This window comes from Streptomyces sp. NPDC057697, assembly GCF_042799335.1.
Taxonomy (GTDB): Bacteria; Actinomycetota; Actinomycetes; order Streptomycetales; family Streptomycetaceae; genus Streptomyces.
This window is the reverse complement of record NZ_JBHVJA010000011.1, coordinates 16403-32568: the sequence shown is the minus strand read 5'-3', so window position 1 is coordinate 32568 and position 16166 is coordinate 16403. Positions and strand designations below refer to the sequence as shown.

Here is a 16166-nt window from a genome sequence, read left to right as displayed (position 1 = left end):
GTCAACGGTCATCGAAACGGCGTGTGGTCTGCGGGAATGCACGGAGGGCCCGCACCGTGAAGACGGTGCGGGCCCTCATTGGTTCAGACCTCTGATGCCTTACTGCTGAGGCGCTGGCGGCGGCTGCTGAGGCCATCCCGCGGGCGGTACGGGCCCCTGGATCTCGGGCGGAACGGGCTGACCCGGCTGACCGGGCAGGGCGGGCTGCTGCTGGTGGGGCGGGAGCTCCCCCGCAGGCGCCGCGGCGGACGGGGCCTGCGGGGGCAGCGGCTGCTGCCAGCCGTGCTGCTGCACACCGGGTCCGGGCTGCGGCGGGTACGGCTGCTGCTGCGGGAACGGCTGCTGCGGGGGGTACTGCTGCTGTCCCGGCATCGGCGGGGCGTACTGCGGCGGCGGGTTGGAGCCCTGCGAGGTCCACAGACCCTGCTGCTGCTGGGCGCGGGAGAAGTCCTCGGCGACCATCGCGGAGAGGTTGAAGTACGCCTCGCGGGTCTTGGGACGCATCATGTCGAGGTCGACCTCGGCACCGGCCGCCAGATGCTCGTCGAACGGCACGACCACCACGCCCCGGCAGCGCGTCTCGAAGTGCTGCACGATGTCGTCGACCTTGATCATCTTGCCGGTCTCGCGGACCCCCGAGATGACGGTGAGGGAGCGCTGCACGAGCTCCGCGTAGCCGTGCGCGGAGAGCCAGTCCAGCGTGGTCGAGGCGCTGGACGCACCGTCCACCGACGGGGTCGAGATGATGATCAGCTGGTCCGCGAGGTCCAGCACCCCGCGCATCGCGCTGTAGAGCAGACCGGTGCCCGAGTCGGTGAGGATGATCGGGTACTGCTTGCCCAGCACGTCGATCGCGCGCCGGTAGTCCTCGTCGTTGAACGTCGTGGAGACGGCCGGGTCCACGTCGTTGGCGATGATCTCCAGACCGGAGGGCGCCTGCGAGGTGAACCGGCGGATGTCCATGTACGAGTTGAGGTACGGGATCGCCTGGACCAGGTCACGGATGGTGGCGCCGGTCTCGCGGCGGACCCGGCGGCCGAGCGTGCCCGCGTCCGGGTTGGCGTCGATGGCGAGGATCTTGTCCTGCCGCTCGGTGGCCAGGGTCGCGCCCAGCGCGGTGGTGGTCGTGGTCTTGCCGACGCCGCCCTTGAGGCTGATCACCGCGATCCGGTAGCAGGACAGCACCGGCGTACGGATCAGCTCCAGCTTCCGCTGGCGCTCGGCCTCCTCCTTCTTGCCGCCCAGCTTGAAGCGGGAGGCGCCGGAGGGGTTGCGGCTGCTCTTCGCCTTCTGCTTGCCCCGGACCAGCCGGTCGGAGGAGAGCTCCACGGCCGCCGTGTACCCGAGCGGGGCACCGGGTACGGAGCGCTCGCGCTGGTCGTGGGTGACCGGGGTCGGCCAGGCGCCCCCGGTGCGCGGGTCGACGGGAGCTCCCGGCTGCGGCTGCCCCGGAGGCTGCGACGGCTGGTGCTGCTGCGGGGGCTGGGGCTGCGCGGGCTGCTGCGCGGGCAGATGGGGCGCGGCCTGGGCGGGAGGCTGGGGCGCCTGGGGGACCTGCGGCGGCAGCGGGGCGCCCTGCTGCGCGGGCCACTGCCGCTGGGGTGCCTGGGCCTGCGGGGGCGTGTGCGGCGGCTGGGGTGCCTGCGGCTGCTGCGATTGCTGTGGCTGGTGCGGCTGCTGGGGGAAGCCGTAGCCGCCCTGGGCCGGTGCCTGCGGGGCCGGGGGAGCGGGCTGCTGCGGGAACCCGTAACCGCCCTGCGGGTGTTGGGGCGGCTGGGGCGCCCCGGCCTGCGGGAAGCCGTAGCCGCCCGGTGCCTGACCGGCCGGGCCCTGCGCGGGCCACTGCGGGGCCGGCTGGGGCGCGGTGGGCTGCGGCGCGGCGGGCTGGAAGGCGGGCGGCAGCGGTGGCAGGGCACCGCCCTGTCCGGCCGCCGGAGCCCAGGGGTTCGGCGTGGCGGGCGCCGGGGCGTTCTGCGGCGCGGCCGCGGGCGGCGTGTCCTGGGGCGCCGCGTCCGGGACGGCGTCGGCGGGCACGGGGTCCTGCGACCGGTCGGCGCCGCTCGGGCCGTCCGTACGGTTCGCGGAGGAGTCCTCGGCGGCACTGTCGGGCTCCCCGGTGGACGCGTCCGGCGTCCGCGCGGAGTCGGCACCGGGCGCCTCGCCCGGCCCCGTACCGCCGACGCCGTCACCCGCACCGCCCGCGGAGCCCGAGCCCGAATCCGGGCCGGAGCCGCTCGCGGGAGCGTCCGCGACGCCTCCCTCGATCTCCGCGATCTGCCGCTTCAGCGCGGTCGGAGAGAAACGCACGGTCGTGCCGCTCTCCACGTCACCGCTCCCGAACGGGTCCGACGCACCGGGGACGTCCCCCGCACTCGGCGCGGCAGAGGGCGTGGCGTCACCCGGCGCGGGCGCGGGCGGCGCGGGGGTCCAGTCGGAGTCGAAGCCGCCCGTGCTCGGCGGCGCGGGCATGGAGAGCGGCGCTCCGGTGGGCGGCGGAGGCGGCGCGAGATGCGTTCCGGCACCGCCCGACGAGTCCCCCGGCGCGTTCTGCGTGTACCAGGCGGGCGGGGTGTAGTCGATGGTGAACTCACCCGTCATCTCGGCGGGCTCCGCGTCGGACGACTCGTCGACGGGCTTGTTCCAGCCCCCGCGGATCTCGTCCCGATCGCCGTTCACTTTGCCTCCTGGTGTGGTCGAGCACCCTTGTGCCGTGGTGTGGGGACGACCGTTTCCGTCTGCCTGACCGCCCGGCTCTCCCCCTGGGACACGCATTGCCTGCCCGCAGGTTCTTCTGCCGCGCCCGGACCCACCCTAATCGCCATGGGGCTCGCTCCGGCAGGCCGTACGGCACCGCAAGAACTGTCCCGTGCGTCACGTGGCGCGCTCAAGTGCCCCGGGCGCCCCATAGCACACAGAGCGAAGCGGTCAATTCACTGCATATCCCGGCATGGCGAAGGGTGGCCGCCGTGTCCCGGACAGCCACCCCGCACGCCATCGCCTACGTGAGGTCGAACTCACCGTCCCGCGCGCCCAGTACGAACGCGCGCCACTCCGCCTGCGTGTACCGCAACACGGTCTCCGGGTCCAGCGACGAACGCATGGCGACGGCACCGCCCGGCAGATGCGCGATCTCGACCCGTTCCTCGACGTCCTCGGTCCCGGGTGCGCTCAGCCACTCCACACCCGAGATGTCGAGCGCGTACAGCTCTTCCTTTTCCTGCTGGGTGCCCATGTCGGCGTCCCTTCGATCGAACCATGTCGTTGCCCGGCCATCTTCCCCGGAACCGGCAGGCCCGGGGCACGAACGGGACAGTATTCAGTCCATCCGGCGAGCGGCGCCCAGCAGCCCGGTCTCGACCTCCGTCGCACCGGTCATCACCCAGTGGCGCTCACGGCCCGCCACCCAGAGCGTGACTCCGTCCGACAGCGTGGGCAGCGCCTCGGTCTCGTTCCGGGCGAGCCCCAGGATCCGGCCCACCTGGCCGGCCTCCTCCGGCGACACCCGCTGGATGCCCACGAGCGCCGACGCCCGCATCAACCGGGGTGCCACCGGGCTCAGATAGGGCAGCAGCGTCAGCACCGACTGCCAGGGCGAGGACACCACCCGGCCGCGCGGCGGCCGCATCCCGCAGTCCCGCACCACGACCACCGGGCTGCCCACCGACGCACCGGTCGGCGGGACCCGGCCCACGTCATGGAGCGAGACGCACTCGACTCCCGCGCCCGCGGACCGGGCCAGGGCCGTCCACGCCTGGGTGCGCCCGGTCTCGACCGCCACCCGCGCGCCCGTGGCCGCCGCCCGCAGCGCCAGCACCTGCGCGGTCCACAGACCGCCGATCAGCAGGACGTCGTACGGGGCCGGGCGGTGGAACCCGATCAACTGCGTGAGCCCCTCGGCGTCGGTGCCGAGGATCACCCCGTCGTCCCCGACCGGCAGCGACAGCGCGCCCAGCTGCTCCGCCGCCAGGGTGTGTCCCGCGTGGCGCGGGCCGCGCAGGCCCCGCCCCGGCCGGATGCGAACCGTCACTGTGCGCCTCCCAGCGGGAGCGTCGCCAGCACACCCGGCACCTGCTCGCGGTCCAGCCGCACCAGGCCGACCCCGGCGTGCCGCGCGGCCTGCTCCAACGTCCTTCGTACTGCCACCAGTTCGGTGTCGGAGCCACCCGTGATCCGTACGTGTCCGGACACCGAGACATCGCCCTGGCGCGCGCCGCGCCGCACCGTCAGGCTGAACGTCGTCGCATACGCCGGGACCGAGGTCAGCAGCGCCACGAGACGGGGGAGCGGGGTCGCCCCCCGGCCCAGCTCGGGCCAGCGGTCCACCACGTAGGCGGTGTGCCGGCGGTCGTCGCACCGCCAGACCCTGGACGTCTCCGACGTCCGCCGCTGCGGCGGGACGTCCGGGCGCCCGGCACGGGCCGAGAGCATGGGATTGGCGCACGCGGACGTCGCCAGCGCGGTGTGCAGCTCCTCCTGGTCCAGCACCACGGCCCGGAACCCGGCGCCGGTGATCCGGCTCGCCACGTGGTCCGCGACCCGGACCAGACAGCGTTGGGCCCCGCCGACGCCTCCCCCGCGCGCCTCGACCGCCTCCCGGCACAGTTCCGGATCCAGCTTCACCGCCACCCAGGTCATCCGGAGCGCGGGCGCCCCGGTCTGCTCCTGGAGGGGCGCGTACGAGAGCCGGGCCGCCGACCGCTGCGGCAGGTGCTGTGCCGGAGCCGGGCGCACCTGCTGCACGAGCTGCGCGGACTCCAGCACGATGTCGTCCACCGCGAGGGCATCGCCCAGGAGGGAGAGCGGAAGAGCCCGCGCGCCCTGCGCCCGGCGGAGCGACTCGCCGCCGGCCTCGACCCGCACGACCGCGGTCAGGAACGTGCCGTCCCCGACCATGCCCACCGTTCGACGGTTCCGGTCGACATGGATGTACGGGGCGAAGCCCGGCACGCTCTCGGCCACCGGCGCCAGCTGCGGCTCCGCGTCCACGGCGGGCGCCGCGGCCGTCCGCCTGCGGTCGCGGACGGCGAGCGCCGTCGACAGCCAGTCCTGCGCGGTGCGGCCCCGGCGGCGTACCACCCCCAGAACCACCAGCGGACAGGCGACCACGATCGCGGGCACCAGCCAGGGGCCGCCGAGCACGACGCCCACCGAGACGACCGCCAGGGCCGCCTCGACGAGCACCAGCCGGCGCAGCAGCGGACCGGGGCCACCGGTCCGCGAGAGCGAGCGGAGAGTCGTCGCCGCGGGGGCGTTCACCGACGCGGCGGGAGCTGTGCCGACCGGTTCGTTGCCGCGTTGCCGTCGGGAATTCACGGATGTCCGAGGGACGGCCGGCCCCGTGCGTTCACGCGTCGCTGAGCCCATCGCCGCATTGCCCCCTCGTATGCGTATGTGCTGTTCTCCCACGGCTGTCGACCGGGCGATCACCCTACCTGAGCAGTGCCCGTCAAGTGCCAACGGGCATAGTGGGGGGCCCAGTCGACGGTGGCGGACGACGGTGCGTGTGGGAGCCTGGTCGCCCACGGGGGAAAAGAGGCAGCGGACAGATGGCATCACGGCGGGACGAACTCAACGCCTACACCTTCGCGAAGCGAAGGCTGATCGCGCAGTTCCTCCGACCCGGCCCCACCGGCTCCGAGGAGGCCGCGCCGCGCCCCCTGCGCGCGGTGGTGCCCGGGGCGGTCGTGGGCGCCGTCGTCCTCGCGGCGTTCGGAGCCTGGGGGATGTTCAGACCCGTGGCACCCGAGAAATGGGACACCCCCTACGAGAACGTCATCATCGCCAGCAAGTCCACCACGCGGTACGTGGTGTTGACGACCGACGGCAGGACACAGCTCCACCCGGTGCTGAACATGTCGTCCGCCAAACTCCTCCTCGCCCCGGACAAGGGCAAGGTCATCAACGTCGACGAATCCGTCCTCGACAACGGAAAGATCCCGCACGGCGCCACGCTCGGCATCCCCTACGCCCCCGACCGGCTCCCGGACCAGAAGGAGGCCGGCTCGAAGAAGCGGTGGGCGGTCTGCGAACGGCCGGGCGAGGGCGGCAGGGCCATCCAGAAGGCGTCGTTCGTCTTCGCGGAGCGCGACCAGCGGCGCACCGAGGGCCCGGGGCGGCTGCACGGCGGTGAGGTGATGTACGTCGAAGGACCGGGGCCGGACCGGACCCGCTACATCGTGGACGCCGGAGGAAAGGCGTACCCGTTGAAGAAGAGCGAACTCCTGCTGCGCACCCTGGTCGGCGAGAGCCGTAACCCCCAACGGGTCTCCGCCGCCTGGCTGGACACCCTGCACCAGGGGGATCCGATCGACTTCCCGGACGTCCCCGGCACCCCCGGCGCCGACGCGGGCATCCCGGGCAAGCTGCCGTCCGAGGCCAACAAGGTGGGCATGGTCCTCGCGGCGACGTCCGGCACCAGGACGCAGAAGTACGTGGTCCTGCCCGGCCGGGTGGCCCCCGTGTCGGACTTCGTCGCGAAGCTCCTGCTCAGCAACCGGGATCTGGTCCCCCTCGGCCAGGACGGCAGGGAAAGACACGTCAGCGCCGGAGCGTTCGAGCCCGGCGAGGGCTTCGGACAGCGCATGGACTGGCCCACCGGCCGAGCGAAACAGGTCAACTCCGCGCGCACCGCGCACGGCAGCCACAACACCGTGTGCAACGTCCTGCGCGGCGTCGCCACCAAGAACGGTGCCACCACGCTCAGCACCTGGGTGGGCACGGACTTCCCCGCGACCCTCCCCACCGGCTCCAGCAGCGCCTACGTCACCCCCGGGTCCGGACAGCTCTTCCGGCAGTTCAAGGGGGCCGACGCCGACTCGGGCCCCCTCTTCCTGGTCACCGACACCGGTCTGCGCTACGCCATGCAGTCCAACGGCGACAGCGTGGCGGACGACTCCGGCATCGGCGAATCAGGCACGAAGCGCGAAAGGGCGGAGCGGCAGCAGGAAGCACAACAGGCCCAGAACCGGCTCGGGTACAAGGACATCGTGCCCGCCCCCGTCCCGGCCGCCTGGTCCTCCTTCCTGCCCACGGGACCACGGCTGTCGACCGGCGCGGCACGCCAGCCGCAGGGTTCCTGAGGGAGCTCATCCACATGACGACACACTCCTCCGCGTACCGGCGCCCGCTGACCGCCGCGGCCGCCACCGCCGTCCTCCTCGTCGCACTGCCGGTACGGCCCGCGGCGGCGGACGACTCCACCCAGTGCACCTTCCCCTCGACGAAGTACGCGGGCCGCCCCTGGTCGTTGCAGCGCGTCCTGATGGACGAACTGTGGAAGCAGTCCACCGGCAAGGGCGTACGGGTGGCCGTCATCGACACGGGCGTGGACATCAGGAACCCCCAGCTCAAGGGGGCCGTGGACACCAGGAGCGGCCGCAATTTCCTGGACAGGGGCATCAAGGACGACAACGGCGACAAGATCGAGCGCGGCAAGGAGAACGGCACCACCGACAGGGTCGGTCACGGCACCAAGGTCGCCGGGATCATCGCCGCCCGGGAGATGAAGGGCACCGGCTTCACCGGCCTGGCCCCGGACGCGACGATCATCCCGATCCAGCAGAACGACGCGGAGGGCCACGGAACGGCCAGGACGCTGGCCGCAGCCATCCGCTACGCGGCCGACGTCGCCCACGCGGACGTCATCAACATCTCCCAGGACACGGCAAAGGCGGTGATGCCCGAAGGCGTCCTGAAAGAGGCCGTGGACGCCGCCCTGGCCAAGGACATCGTGATCGTCGCGTCCGCGGGCAACGACGGCCTCGGCGGCAACGTCAAGAGGACCTACCCCGCCTCGTTCGACGGTGTCCTCGCCGTGGCCGCGTCGGACCGCAACAACGAGCGGGCCGCCTTCTCCCAGTCCGGCGCGTTCGTGGGTGTGGCTGCCCCCGGTGTCGACATGATCTCGACGGTCCCCGGCGGCGGACACTGCGCCGACAACGGCACCAGCTTCTCGGCCCCGTACGTCGCGGGCGTCGCCGCGCTCATCAGGGCCAAGCACCGGGACTGGACGCAGCGACAGATCGTCGCCCAGATCCAGCAGACGGCGGAACGCTCGATCGCGGGCCACGACAGCCGGGTGGGCTGGGGCGTGGTCGATCCGGTGCGTGCCCTGACGGAGGACGACAAGCCCATCGAACGCCCGGTGGCGCACGAAGGCATGAGCAGGGGCGAGGCCCCGACCCCGGCCGAACTCCACCTGGGCGAGACGGCCGAGGAACGCACCGCGCGCCTGGCCACCTATGTGATGGTGGGCGGGGCCGTGCTGGTCGCCGCGATAGCGGGCGCGGCCGTGGCCGTACGCGACGCCCGACGGCGCACGGGACGCCCGGTGCGGGTCGACCAGGACTGAACACACCGTCAACCGGCGCACGGGTGAGGGAAGTGACGTGGCGCATAAGCAGGTTGGTCCTGTCGTAGCCAGTGGCTAGAGTTCGCGACACGGGGTCGGACATGTTCACGGTGATGCGAAAGCAACGAGTGACGGTCTGAGCAAACGGGGAAACGGGGAAGGGCAGGATCGTGACCGATCCGGGCGGTGGGGGAGGCCGGGGCGACCTCCGGCGTGGCGTCGGTGCACTGGAGAGGTTCAGGGGGCGTGTCGACACGCTCCTCGCGGAGCTGGAGGGCTCGGCGGCCGGCAAGTCGAAGATCGCGGCACAGGCGGTGTCACGCGCTGCCCTGAGTGGCCAGAACACATGCTTTGCTGAGGCAGACGGGCTGTACGCGCAGTACAACCGGGTCCACGAATCGCTCGTCACGCTGTCCAGGTCCCTCGGCGACCGGATCGAGTACCTGAGCCTCGGCGTGCACGCGGCGGCGGTCGGCTTCGACAACGTGGACGACGACGTGCGGCGCCGGTTCTACGAGATCCAGGCGCGCCTGGACAAGGAGCAGGAGCCGGAGAAGGCGCGGGACAAGAGGGACGGCGGGCCCGAGCCGCGGAACGCCGACAAGCAGAGCGACTCGGGGTGGGCGGCCGAATGAGTGACGCGAAGCGTCCCCAGCTCTCCGCCGAGGAACAGCGGGCACAGGACCGGCAGAACGTCCGGTCCCAGCTGATCGCCACCGACGTCGACCGACAGGTCCACAAGGTCATGGACTCCTTCGGCTCCGGACGCTCCGGGACTTCGGGGCGGACGTCGTTCGAGGGACACGAGCTCAACGCGATGATCGACCTGATCGAGGACTCCGACCCGGAGCACCTGGAGAACGCGGGTGCGGCACTCCTGAAGGCCAGGACGGCCATCAAGGACGCCGCAAAGGAGTTGGGCGACTTCATCAAGGCCGTCGACTGGGAGGGCGAGTCCGGGACCGCCTTCCGCGACTGGGGCAACGGCCTGGTCGCCCATGCCACGAAGCTGGGCGATTTCGCGGAGGCGGCCGGCACGCAGATCACGGTCGCGGGCACGGGCCTCGCATCGGTGCGCAATTCCCTGCCGCCGCGCGACAGCCGCCTGGTCCGCACGTCCGTCGACGACTTCGGGACGCCGAAGCGGATCGATGGCAATCCGGAGTACGCAGCGGCGGTGAAGGTCGAGAAGGACCGCCAGGAGGCCATCAACCAGGCGAACCGACTGGCGTCGTACTACGCGGTCTCGCAGGAGACACTGGCGGCGCAGGAGCCGCCGCGGTTCGACGAGCGGCTCGATGTGGCGATGCCACGGCCGCAGGGCTGGCGCGAGTCTCCCGACTCCGAGAGTTCACCGACGGGCTCTGAAGAGGTGAGGAACGGCACGCCGCGGGAGAGCTCGGAGCACGCTGCCACGGGCAGTACAGCCATGACGCGCACCACGCGTGCTGACGGCCGAGCTGCGATCGAGGCGCTCGGAACCGCACCCGCCCCGGACAGGACCGTCTCGACGGAGATCGACGGCGTGACCGTGCCACGGTCCCCCGTGACAGTTCCCGACGCGTCCCCCATCCCGTCGACCACCGGTCCTTCGGGCCCGAGCGCAGGCCCGAATCCGCCCGTGGCGCCCGGCTTCGTGCAACCTGTGGCGGACGGCTCGCGGCGGCCCACGACATCGACGGGTTCTCCCAGAGCGAGGGGTGGTCGGCCTGGGAAGTACGACCCCACGAACAGCGGGCCCGTGGCCAATGGGCGCACCGGAGTCCCAGGTGGAGGCGGACACCAGTCACCTGTGGTCGGCCGGCCCGGTGCGACCGGCGGCAGGACCGTGCCAAGGGGCCAATCAGGTACGCCAGGGCCTCCCGGTCCACCTGTCGGCCGGACAAACGGCATCGTGGGCGGGACGCCACAACGCGCGGTTCCGGGCACGGGTACGCCTGCGGGGCCCCGGGGTGTTCCGCGCGGCGGAGTGATCGGAGCCGGAGGTCCGAACAGCAGACCCCGGCCCGGTGGGCGGGGCGCCCCCGGTTCGAACGGAGTCGTGGGTACGCCGCGTCGTGGTGCCGTCGGACCGGGCAGTGCCAGGGGATTCACCGCTGGGGGCACCGGACTTGGACGTGGGCCCGCAGGCCGACGGGATTCCGGCGACGACGACCAGAACCATGGCATGCCGCGTCCGGACTACCTGAAGGAAGACGGAGAGACGTGGGAGGCCGGACGGCGTGGAGCCGTACCGCCGGTGATCGACTAGGTACAGGGAAGGTTCGGAAGTCAGGATGACAGCAGGAATGCGCCAGGCCCGGAAGTGCCGCATGCCTCTCGGAGGACGCCTGCTCGGCACGGTGGCCGCGGCTGCTGCCTTGAGTGTGGGGGCCGCAGGCGCTGCCCCCTCCGCGCTCGCTGCGGATGTGCAGTCGAAGCAGTGGTACCTGAACGCCATGCAGGCGGAGGAGATGTGGAAGGTCGCCACGGGCGAAGGCATCAAGGTCGCTGTCATCGATTCCGGCGTCAACCCGTCGACGCCGTCACTGAAGGGTCAGGTCCTGAAGGGGTTTGACGCGACGGGGGTCGCCGGTGACGCGCACGACGACTACCGCGGACACGGCACAACCGTGGCTGAGTTGATCGCCGGAACGGGTAAGGGCGGAGGGCTGAAAGGCCTCGCCCCAGGGGCGAAGGTCATCCCGATGCGGATTACTGATACAGAGCTCCAGAATACGCATTCGGTGAACGCCCATGACACTGAAGACGCTATCCGGGCCGCAGCGGACAGTGATGCGCGGATCATCAGCATGTCATTCAGTAGCGAGTTCCCGAGCCGAGAAGAGCGGGAAGCGGTGAAGTACGCCGAGAGCAAGGGGAAGTTGCTCTTCGCAGCTGTCGGAAATGACGCGAAGCAGGGTAACAAGGAGCAGTACCCCGCCGCGTACCCACAGGTCGTGGGTGTCTCCTCGGCCGACCGCGAGGGCAAGGTGGCTGAGTACTCCCAGCACGGCAGCATTGTGGACATCGCTGCCCCTGGTAACGACATTCCGCGTTGGTGCGACTCCACATTTCAGAGCTACTGCGACGGCGACGGCGGCACCAGCGCGGCCACCGCCATCGCCTCCGCCTCCGCAGCCCTGGTGTGGTCCGCCCACCCCGACTGGACCGCGAACCAGGTCCTCAACGTGCTCTTTGACACGGCAGGCCGTGACTGGGAGAAGGGCACGCTCAGCAAATACCTGGGCCACGGCCTGATCCGCCCCTCCATGAACCTCCTCAAGGGCAAGGGGAACCCCGGCGCCCCTGACATCAGCCCCCTCACCAAGGAGAAGACGCCCGGCTCCTCGCCTGCCTCCACCCCGGCTTCGTCACAGCCCGAGAAGAAGAAGGAGGCGGCCGGCGAGACCGCCATGGCAGGCTCCGGCAAGGGACAGGACGACGGCAGTTCACTCGGACTGATCCTCGGCGGAGCCGCGGCGGTCGTCGTGATCGGGGGCGGTGCCTTCGCCGTCGCCCGCAAGCGCCGAACCGCCTGACCGACCACTGGTCCGGCACAGTGCGGCCGGACCGCACCAGCACCAGAAAGGAAGCCACGAACATGGCTGATCAGAAGCTCTCGGATGCCGCTCTCCTCAAGCTGGAGGGCGAGCTCTCCACCCGGTTCGACTCGGTGAAGGGCCAGTTGAAGACGCTCCAGGCGACGATCGACGGCCTGGAGGGCGCTTGGAAGGGCATCGGCGCCGGTGCCTTCAACACCAAGCAGGAAGAGATCAACCGCAAGATGGTCAGCATCGCCCACCGGCTCCTCAACTTCCAGGAGGCCATCAAGGCGGCGCGAACCATCTCGGGCAACACCGAGGACGAAATCAAGCAGGCCCTCCAGGGCGTCGACGTCGTCAGCGGTTACTCGGGCGACGCCACGGCGGAGGCCAGGACCTCGAACCTCAACTACTTCTGACCCTGCCGCGCCCGCACCACGCACGAGGCAGTCACACCACACCAGTACCTAGACAACACAGGAGGACCGCATGCCGAGCAACCACGACGGCACGATGGTTGTCACTTACGCGAGCCTGGACCTGGCGGCCGGGGCCATCGACCGGCAGAGCAAGCAGCTCCAGGAAGACCTCGCGTCCATCAAGCGGATGATCGCCAATGTGTCCGAGCTCTGGGTGGGCGAGGCCAAGAGCGCCTATGACACCGCCCAGCAGGGCTGGGACAACGACGCCAGGGCGATTCACACCGCCCTGAGCGAGATCTCCAAGAAGGTGCACGAGGCCGGAACCGCCTACCACGCCGGCGACAAGCGGGCGAGGGCCCACTTCGAGTAGAAGCCGGCAGAGCACGCACGGGCCAGGGTGGGCACACACGGGAGGTGCCCACCCTGAGCCGTGTCCCGTACACCGACCAGGGCGCCGCGCAGCGCCCCCGGCCACCAGTCGGGGACGCTGTCACCGGGCCCCGGAGCAGCCCCCGTCCCCCGTTCCGGAAGCTCAGCGGGTACGGGGGCGAGGACGATGATCTCGGAAGAGCGGGCCGCGGGCAGGGTTCAGGCCGTGCAGCGAAGAGCCTTCTTCACCTTTGGTACGAAGTCGAAGGTGAAGGCCTGGAGGTGCTTGCGGCGCTCGGCGATGTCACCGTCTGCCTGGCTGTCGACGCTGACGTACGCGATGAGGTGGTCGGCCTCGGGGCCGGCGCAGTCGGTGCTGACCATGGAGACGGCATCGCCCAGCGCGCCCAGTCCGGCGAAGGGCAGGTTCTTCATCTTCTCCCGGTTGGTGAACCGGAACTCCTCCGACGGGTCCATCGGATCGTAGATCTTGTCCACCTTTTCGACCCGGAGGTGGACCACCAGTTTGCCGTCCACTCTGATCGTGCACGCGCCCTGGGTGTTCGTGCCGGTCTCGATCACGGAACCGCCCTTGGCGTCGAATTTCTCGCCATCCATGAGGAACGGGTCGAGCACCTCCTTGTTCAGAGGTATCCCGCACGCCTCCTTCGGAACGGTGTACGCGCGGCCGCTGCCGCACGAGGCGAGGGCCAGCGCGAGGCAGGCCGTGAGGGCGGAGACCGTCGCGCGTCGCAGTACCTTCGTCATTGGATGCCCGCCACTCCCTCGGCCTTCTTGTTGCCGTCGTTGGACGATTCCTCGATCTGCTTGTAGACGCCGTGTCCGTTCGAGAAGCCCTCGTGCGTCGGATCCTCCGCCCAGTCCTTGTTCTCCCGGTACCAGAGGTCCGCGAGCGACTGGAGTTCCCTGCTGCGGTTCTCGTACGTCCGGGTGTGATCGGAGGTGGCCTGTGCGTTGATCCTGTTCTGTTCGTCCTCAAGCATCTTCGCGGTGATCACGTCCACGCCGCGCTGTACCGCGTCGCCGACCGGATGCCACGGTGTGAGGAGGCCACCCACGATGTGATACCTCCATGTCTTGTCCCACGAGGCGTCGGCGAGGGCTTCGCCCTTGTCGGTGTTGGTCGCCTGGTAGCGGGCTTCCTCCAGGAATCCGATCGTTCGGCCGGCGCGGTCGAGGCTGTCCTCGGGGTGGGCATGCTCGGTGAGGATGTCGGCCACGATCGGCTGGTGCATGACCTGGGTGAGGGTCTGGTAGTCGTCCCTGTTGCGCGAGATCTGCTTGCTGACTTCCATCAATTGCCCTGCGTCCAGCTCGCGCTCGACGAGTGGACTGCTCATCGCCTCGTGCACCCGGTCGCCATGGTTGCCCAGGGCGTACGCCATGCTGTCACGCATCTCCGGTGGGAAGTCGTTGCCGGTGCTCGCCAGGATGCCCAGGGAGCGCTTCATGGCCTCCCTCTGCTCCGGTGTGTGTTCCTCGTACTTCGTCCCGGGCGCCTCGGGGTCGCTGACGCCCGACACCGCCGCGAACATGGCCTTGCCCGCCGCGTCCTTGGCCGGGTTCGGGCCGTCGCTCAGCGGGGTGTCGTCGAAGTACGGCCGGTCCTTCAGTACCCACTGCGCATTGTCCTGCGGCTCCTTCGCGTTGAAGAAGTCGGTCGAGGCATCCGGGCTGTTGGTGAGTGCCGTGAGGAAGCCCGTCATCGGGTCGCGGCCGAACTCCTCGTCACCGATGAAGTTCAGCTTCGCCTGCTGGTTCCAGAGATGGTCCGGAAGCCTCATCTCCTTCTCCTTGGCGACCAGTTCGTTGCCGTACTTGTTGAGGAACTGATCGTCGTAGTCGCCCGTGCGCATGAGGTTGCTCATGATCTGGTAGCCCCAGACGTTGCCCTGGCGGGTGGGGTACTGCTCGCCCGCGAGCTTCAGCATGTTGTCCTCCCAGCGCCGCATGGCGGGGCTGTCGGACTGGGTGGCACCGCCCAGGACGTCTCCCAGGTTCTTCTGGAACTCCCCGAGGTGGTCTAGCTGCGTACGGGCCAGCCCATTCGGGCTGTCCGGGCTGGAGACGTCCGCCCAGAACTCCAGTGTCGCCTTCGGGCCCAGCTGCGTGGCGAACTTCTCCTGGAACAACGGATCGTTCTTGAACGAGCTGAGCAGACCGTTCAGCTTCTGGAACTCCTCGGGCGACATCTCGTCACTCTTCTTCTTGATCAGCTCGGCCGCTTCCTCGGCCTTGCGCAGAGCGTCGATCGCGGTGTCGCGGTCGTTGTACGAGGCACCGGAGAAGCCGACCTCGGCCTGGTCGACGATGGCGCGAAGGACGGTCGCGGCCGTCGTGTCGCTCTCCGTGGCCCGGTTCAGGATGCGCTGCACATCGTCCCGCAGGTGCTCCGCGTCCTGAGGAGAGTGGTCCGGCACCTCGTGGCCCTTGGCGGCGCGGTCCGGGTGGATGATCATCGTCACCGCGAAGCCGCCGCCGGTCCGGGTCACCGTGAGGTTCCGCTTGCGGCCCCGCTCCAGGGCCTGATCCAACTGCTCCTTGTAGTCCACCAGTTCGTCGCGGGTGTCGCTGAGGATGTCGTGGATGGTCTTCGCCTGGGTGTGGGCGTCGGAGAATTCCCCCGCCGTCTTGGTGATGAATTCACGGGAGACCGTGGCATTCACTCCGGCCCAGTCGGCCTTGTCCGCCTTCGCCTTCAGGTCGTCCCGCGCGTCCGTTTCCAGCGTGGCGAGTTTCTCCACCACTCCATTCCAGGCGGTGATGGCCTGGCCGAGCCGGCTGAAGTCGCCCTGGCGCAGCGTCTCGAAGTCCATCAGCGCTGCGTCCTCTCCGTGAATCCGTCGTCCAGCGTCGATATGCTGCTCACGATGCCCTGGATGTAGTACTCGTCACCGGCGTGAGCGCCCTTGGTGAAATCCATGTGATTGGAAATGTGTGCGCAGGCATCCAGCAGGGTCTTGAGCTGCTTCTCCCAGCGCTCCTGCACATGGTCGAGCGCACCGCCCAGCGCGAAGCCCTGGGTGCTCAGGTCCTTCGCGGCCGTCTGGCTGATGGACCAGGCGTCGCGGCCGCTTCTGCCCAGATTGTCGAAGAGCTTGAACGCGGCGTCACCGACGGCCGCGAGATCCTGCTGATTGACCTTCAGGTCACCTCCGGGAGCGGGCGTACCGCTCTCGTCCGGTACACGGTTCAGCTGCATCGCCGCAGAGCGATTCTCGACAGCCGCCGTCTTGAGCTGCTCCCACTCGTCCCAGGCCATCAGACCCCTTTCCCCCGAGCAGGCTGTTCTGCCGAGCTGGATGAGAAGACTTCGATCCCTCTCTCGAAAAATCGATCTGACAATCGAACCTGACCGGAGTTTAGCCTCGGGCTCACGGCCAATCGATCTTCATACCGCGCCAGTTCGGTTCCCGATGGGGAGAGGGCGCGGCGTACGAGGCGGGCGGAAACAGCCACACGGGCCGGTGCCGCGCCTCG

Annotated in this window: 14 protein-coding genes; 7 read left to right on the top strand and 7 right to left on the bottom strand. The window is 70.0% G+C overall.

Translation table 11 applies throughout. The features are described from left to right. Positions 1-99 precede the first annotated feature (99 nt). The 4 genes from ACFVFH_RS25740 to eccE all read right to left on the bottom strand — a co-directional run bounded on the left by ACFVFH_RS25740 (position 100) and on the right by eccE (position 5364). Entirely contained in the window at positions 100-2676 is a 2577-nt protein-coding gene (locus ACFVFH_RS25740) for an SCO5717 family growth-regulating ATPase (RefSeq protein WP_383772785.1), read from the bottom strand. Positions 2677-2998: 322 nt separating this feature from the next. Then, positions 2999-3232, bottom strand: a complete 234-nt coding sequence (locus ACFVFH_RS25735; protein ID WP_383772783.1) for a DUF397 domain-containing protein — start codon at positions 3230-3232, stop codon at positions 2999-3001. A gap of 84 nt (positions 3233-3316) precedes the next feature. Beyond that, positions 3317-4027, bottom strand: coding sequence for a hypothetical protein (locus tag ACFVFH_RS25730; protein WP_383772781.1), 711 nt, complete (start codon positions 4025-4027; stop codon positions 3317-3319). Beyond that, entirely contained in the window at positions 4024-5364 is a 1341-nt protein-coding gene (eccE, locus tag ACFVFH_RS25725; RefSeq protein ID WP_383772779.1) for a type VII secretion protein EccE, read from the bottom strand. The genes ACFVFH_RS25730 and eccE overlap by 4 nt, the downstream gene beginning before the upstream one ends. Positions 5365-5546: 182 nt before the next feature. Here eccE and eccB point away from each other — a divergent pair, with 182 nt between their 5' ends. The 7 genes from eccB to ACFVFH_RS25690 all read left to right on the top strand — a co-directional run bounded on the left by eccB (position 5547) and on the right by ACFVFH_RS25690 (position 12666). Beyond that, positions 5547-7079 carry a type VII secretion protein EccB gene (gene eccB / locus ACFVFH_RS25720; RefSeq protein WP_383772777.1) on the top strand — a complete coding sequence of 511 codons (1533 nt, stop codon included), beginning with the start codon at positions 5547-5549 and terminating at the stop codon, positions 7077-7079. Between the two features lie 14 nt (positions 7080-7093). Beyond that, positions 7094-8350, top strand: a complete 1257-nt coding sequence (gene mycP, locus ACFVFH_RS25715; protein WP_383772775.1) for a type VII secretion-associated serine protease mycosin — start codon at positions 7094-7096, stop codon at positions 8348-8350. A 170-nt stretch (positions 8351-8520) separates the two neighbouring features. Beyond that, positions 8521-8985 carry a hypothetical protein gene (locus ACFVFH_RS25710; protein ID WP_383772773.1) on the top strand — a complete coding sequence of 155 codons (465 nt, stop codon included), beginning with the start codon at positions 8521-8523 and terminating at the stop codon, positions 8983-8985. Then, positions 8982-10601, top strand: a complete 1620-nt coding sequence (locus tag ACFVFH_RS25705) for a hypothetical protein (RefSeq protein WP_383772771.1) — start codon at positions 8982-8984, stop codon at positions 10599-10601. Before ACFVFH_RS25710 ends, ACFVFH_RS25705 begins: the two co-directional genes overlap by 4 nt. Positions 10602-10626: 25 nt before the next feature. Beyond that, the gene (locus ACFVFH_RS25700) at positions 10627-11871 is read left to right on the top strand and encodes a S8 family serine peptidase (RefSeq protein ID WP_383772769.1); all 1245 of its coding nucleotides are present in this window, start codon (positions 10627-10629) and stop codon (positions 11869-11871) included. Between the two features lie 62 nt (positions 11872-11933). Then, complete coding sequence (locus ACFVFH_RS25695) at positions 11934-12293, top strand: WXG100 family type VII secretion target (protein ID WP_329916568.1); 360 nt, start codon at positions 11934-11936, stop codon at positions 12291-12293. A gap of 70 nt (positions 12294-12363) precedes the next feature. Next, on the top strand, positions 12364-12666 hold the full coding sequence (locus tag ACFVFH_RS25690; protein ID WP_383772767.1) for a WXG100 family type VII secretion target: 303 nt from the start codon (positions 12364-12366) through the stop codon (positions 12664-12666). Positions 12667-12884: 218 nt separating this feature from the next. On the opposite strand, the gene ACFVFH_RS25685 is transcribed toward ACFVFH_RS25690, so the two are convergent. From ACFVFH_RS25685 to ACFVFH_RS25675, 3 genes are read right to left on the bottom strand one after another with little or no spacing between them, the layout of a single operon-like run. Continuing rightward, positions 12885-13433: a hypothetical protein gene (locus ACFVFH_RS25685; RefSeq protein WP_383772765.1), complete on the bottom strand. Its 549-nt coding sequence runs from the start codon at positions 13431-13433 to the stop codon at positions 12885-12887. After that, entirely contained in the window at positions 13430-15502 is a 2073-nt protein-coding gene (locus tag ACFVFH_RS25680) for a hypothetical protein (RefSeq protein ID WP_383772763.1), read from the bottom strand. Before ACFVFH_RS25680 ends, ACFVFH_RS25685 begins: the two co-directional genes overlap by 4 nt. After that, positions 15502-15948 (bottom strand): hypothetical protein, encoded by a 447-nt coding sequence (locus tag ACFVFH_RS25675; protein WP_383772761.1) that lies wholly within the window; start codon positions 15946-15948, stop codon positions 15502-15504. The genes ACFVFH_RS25680 and ACFVFH_RS25675 overlap by 1 nt, the downstream gene beginning before the upstream one ends. Positions 15949-16166: the final 218 nt, after the last annotated feature.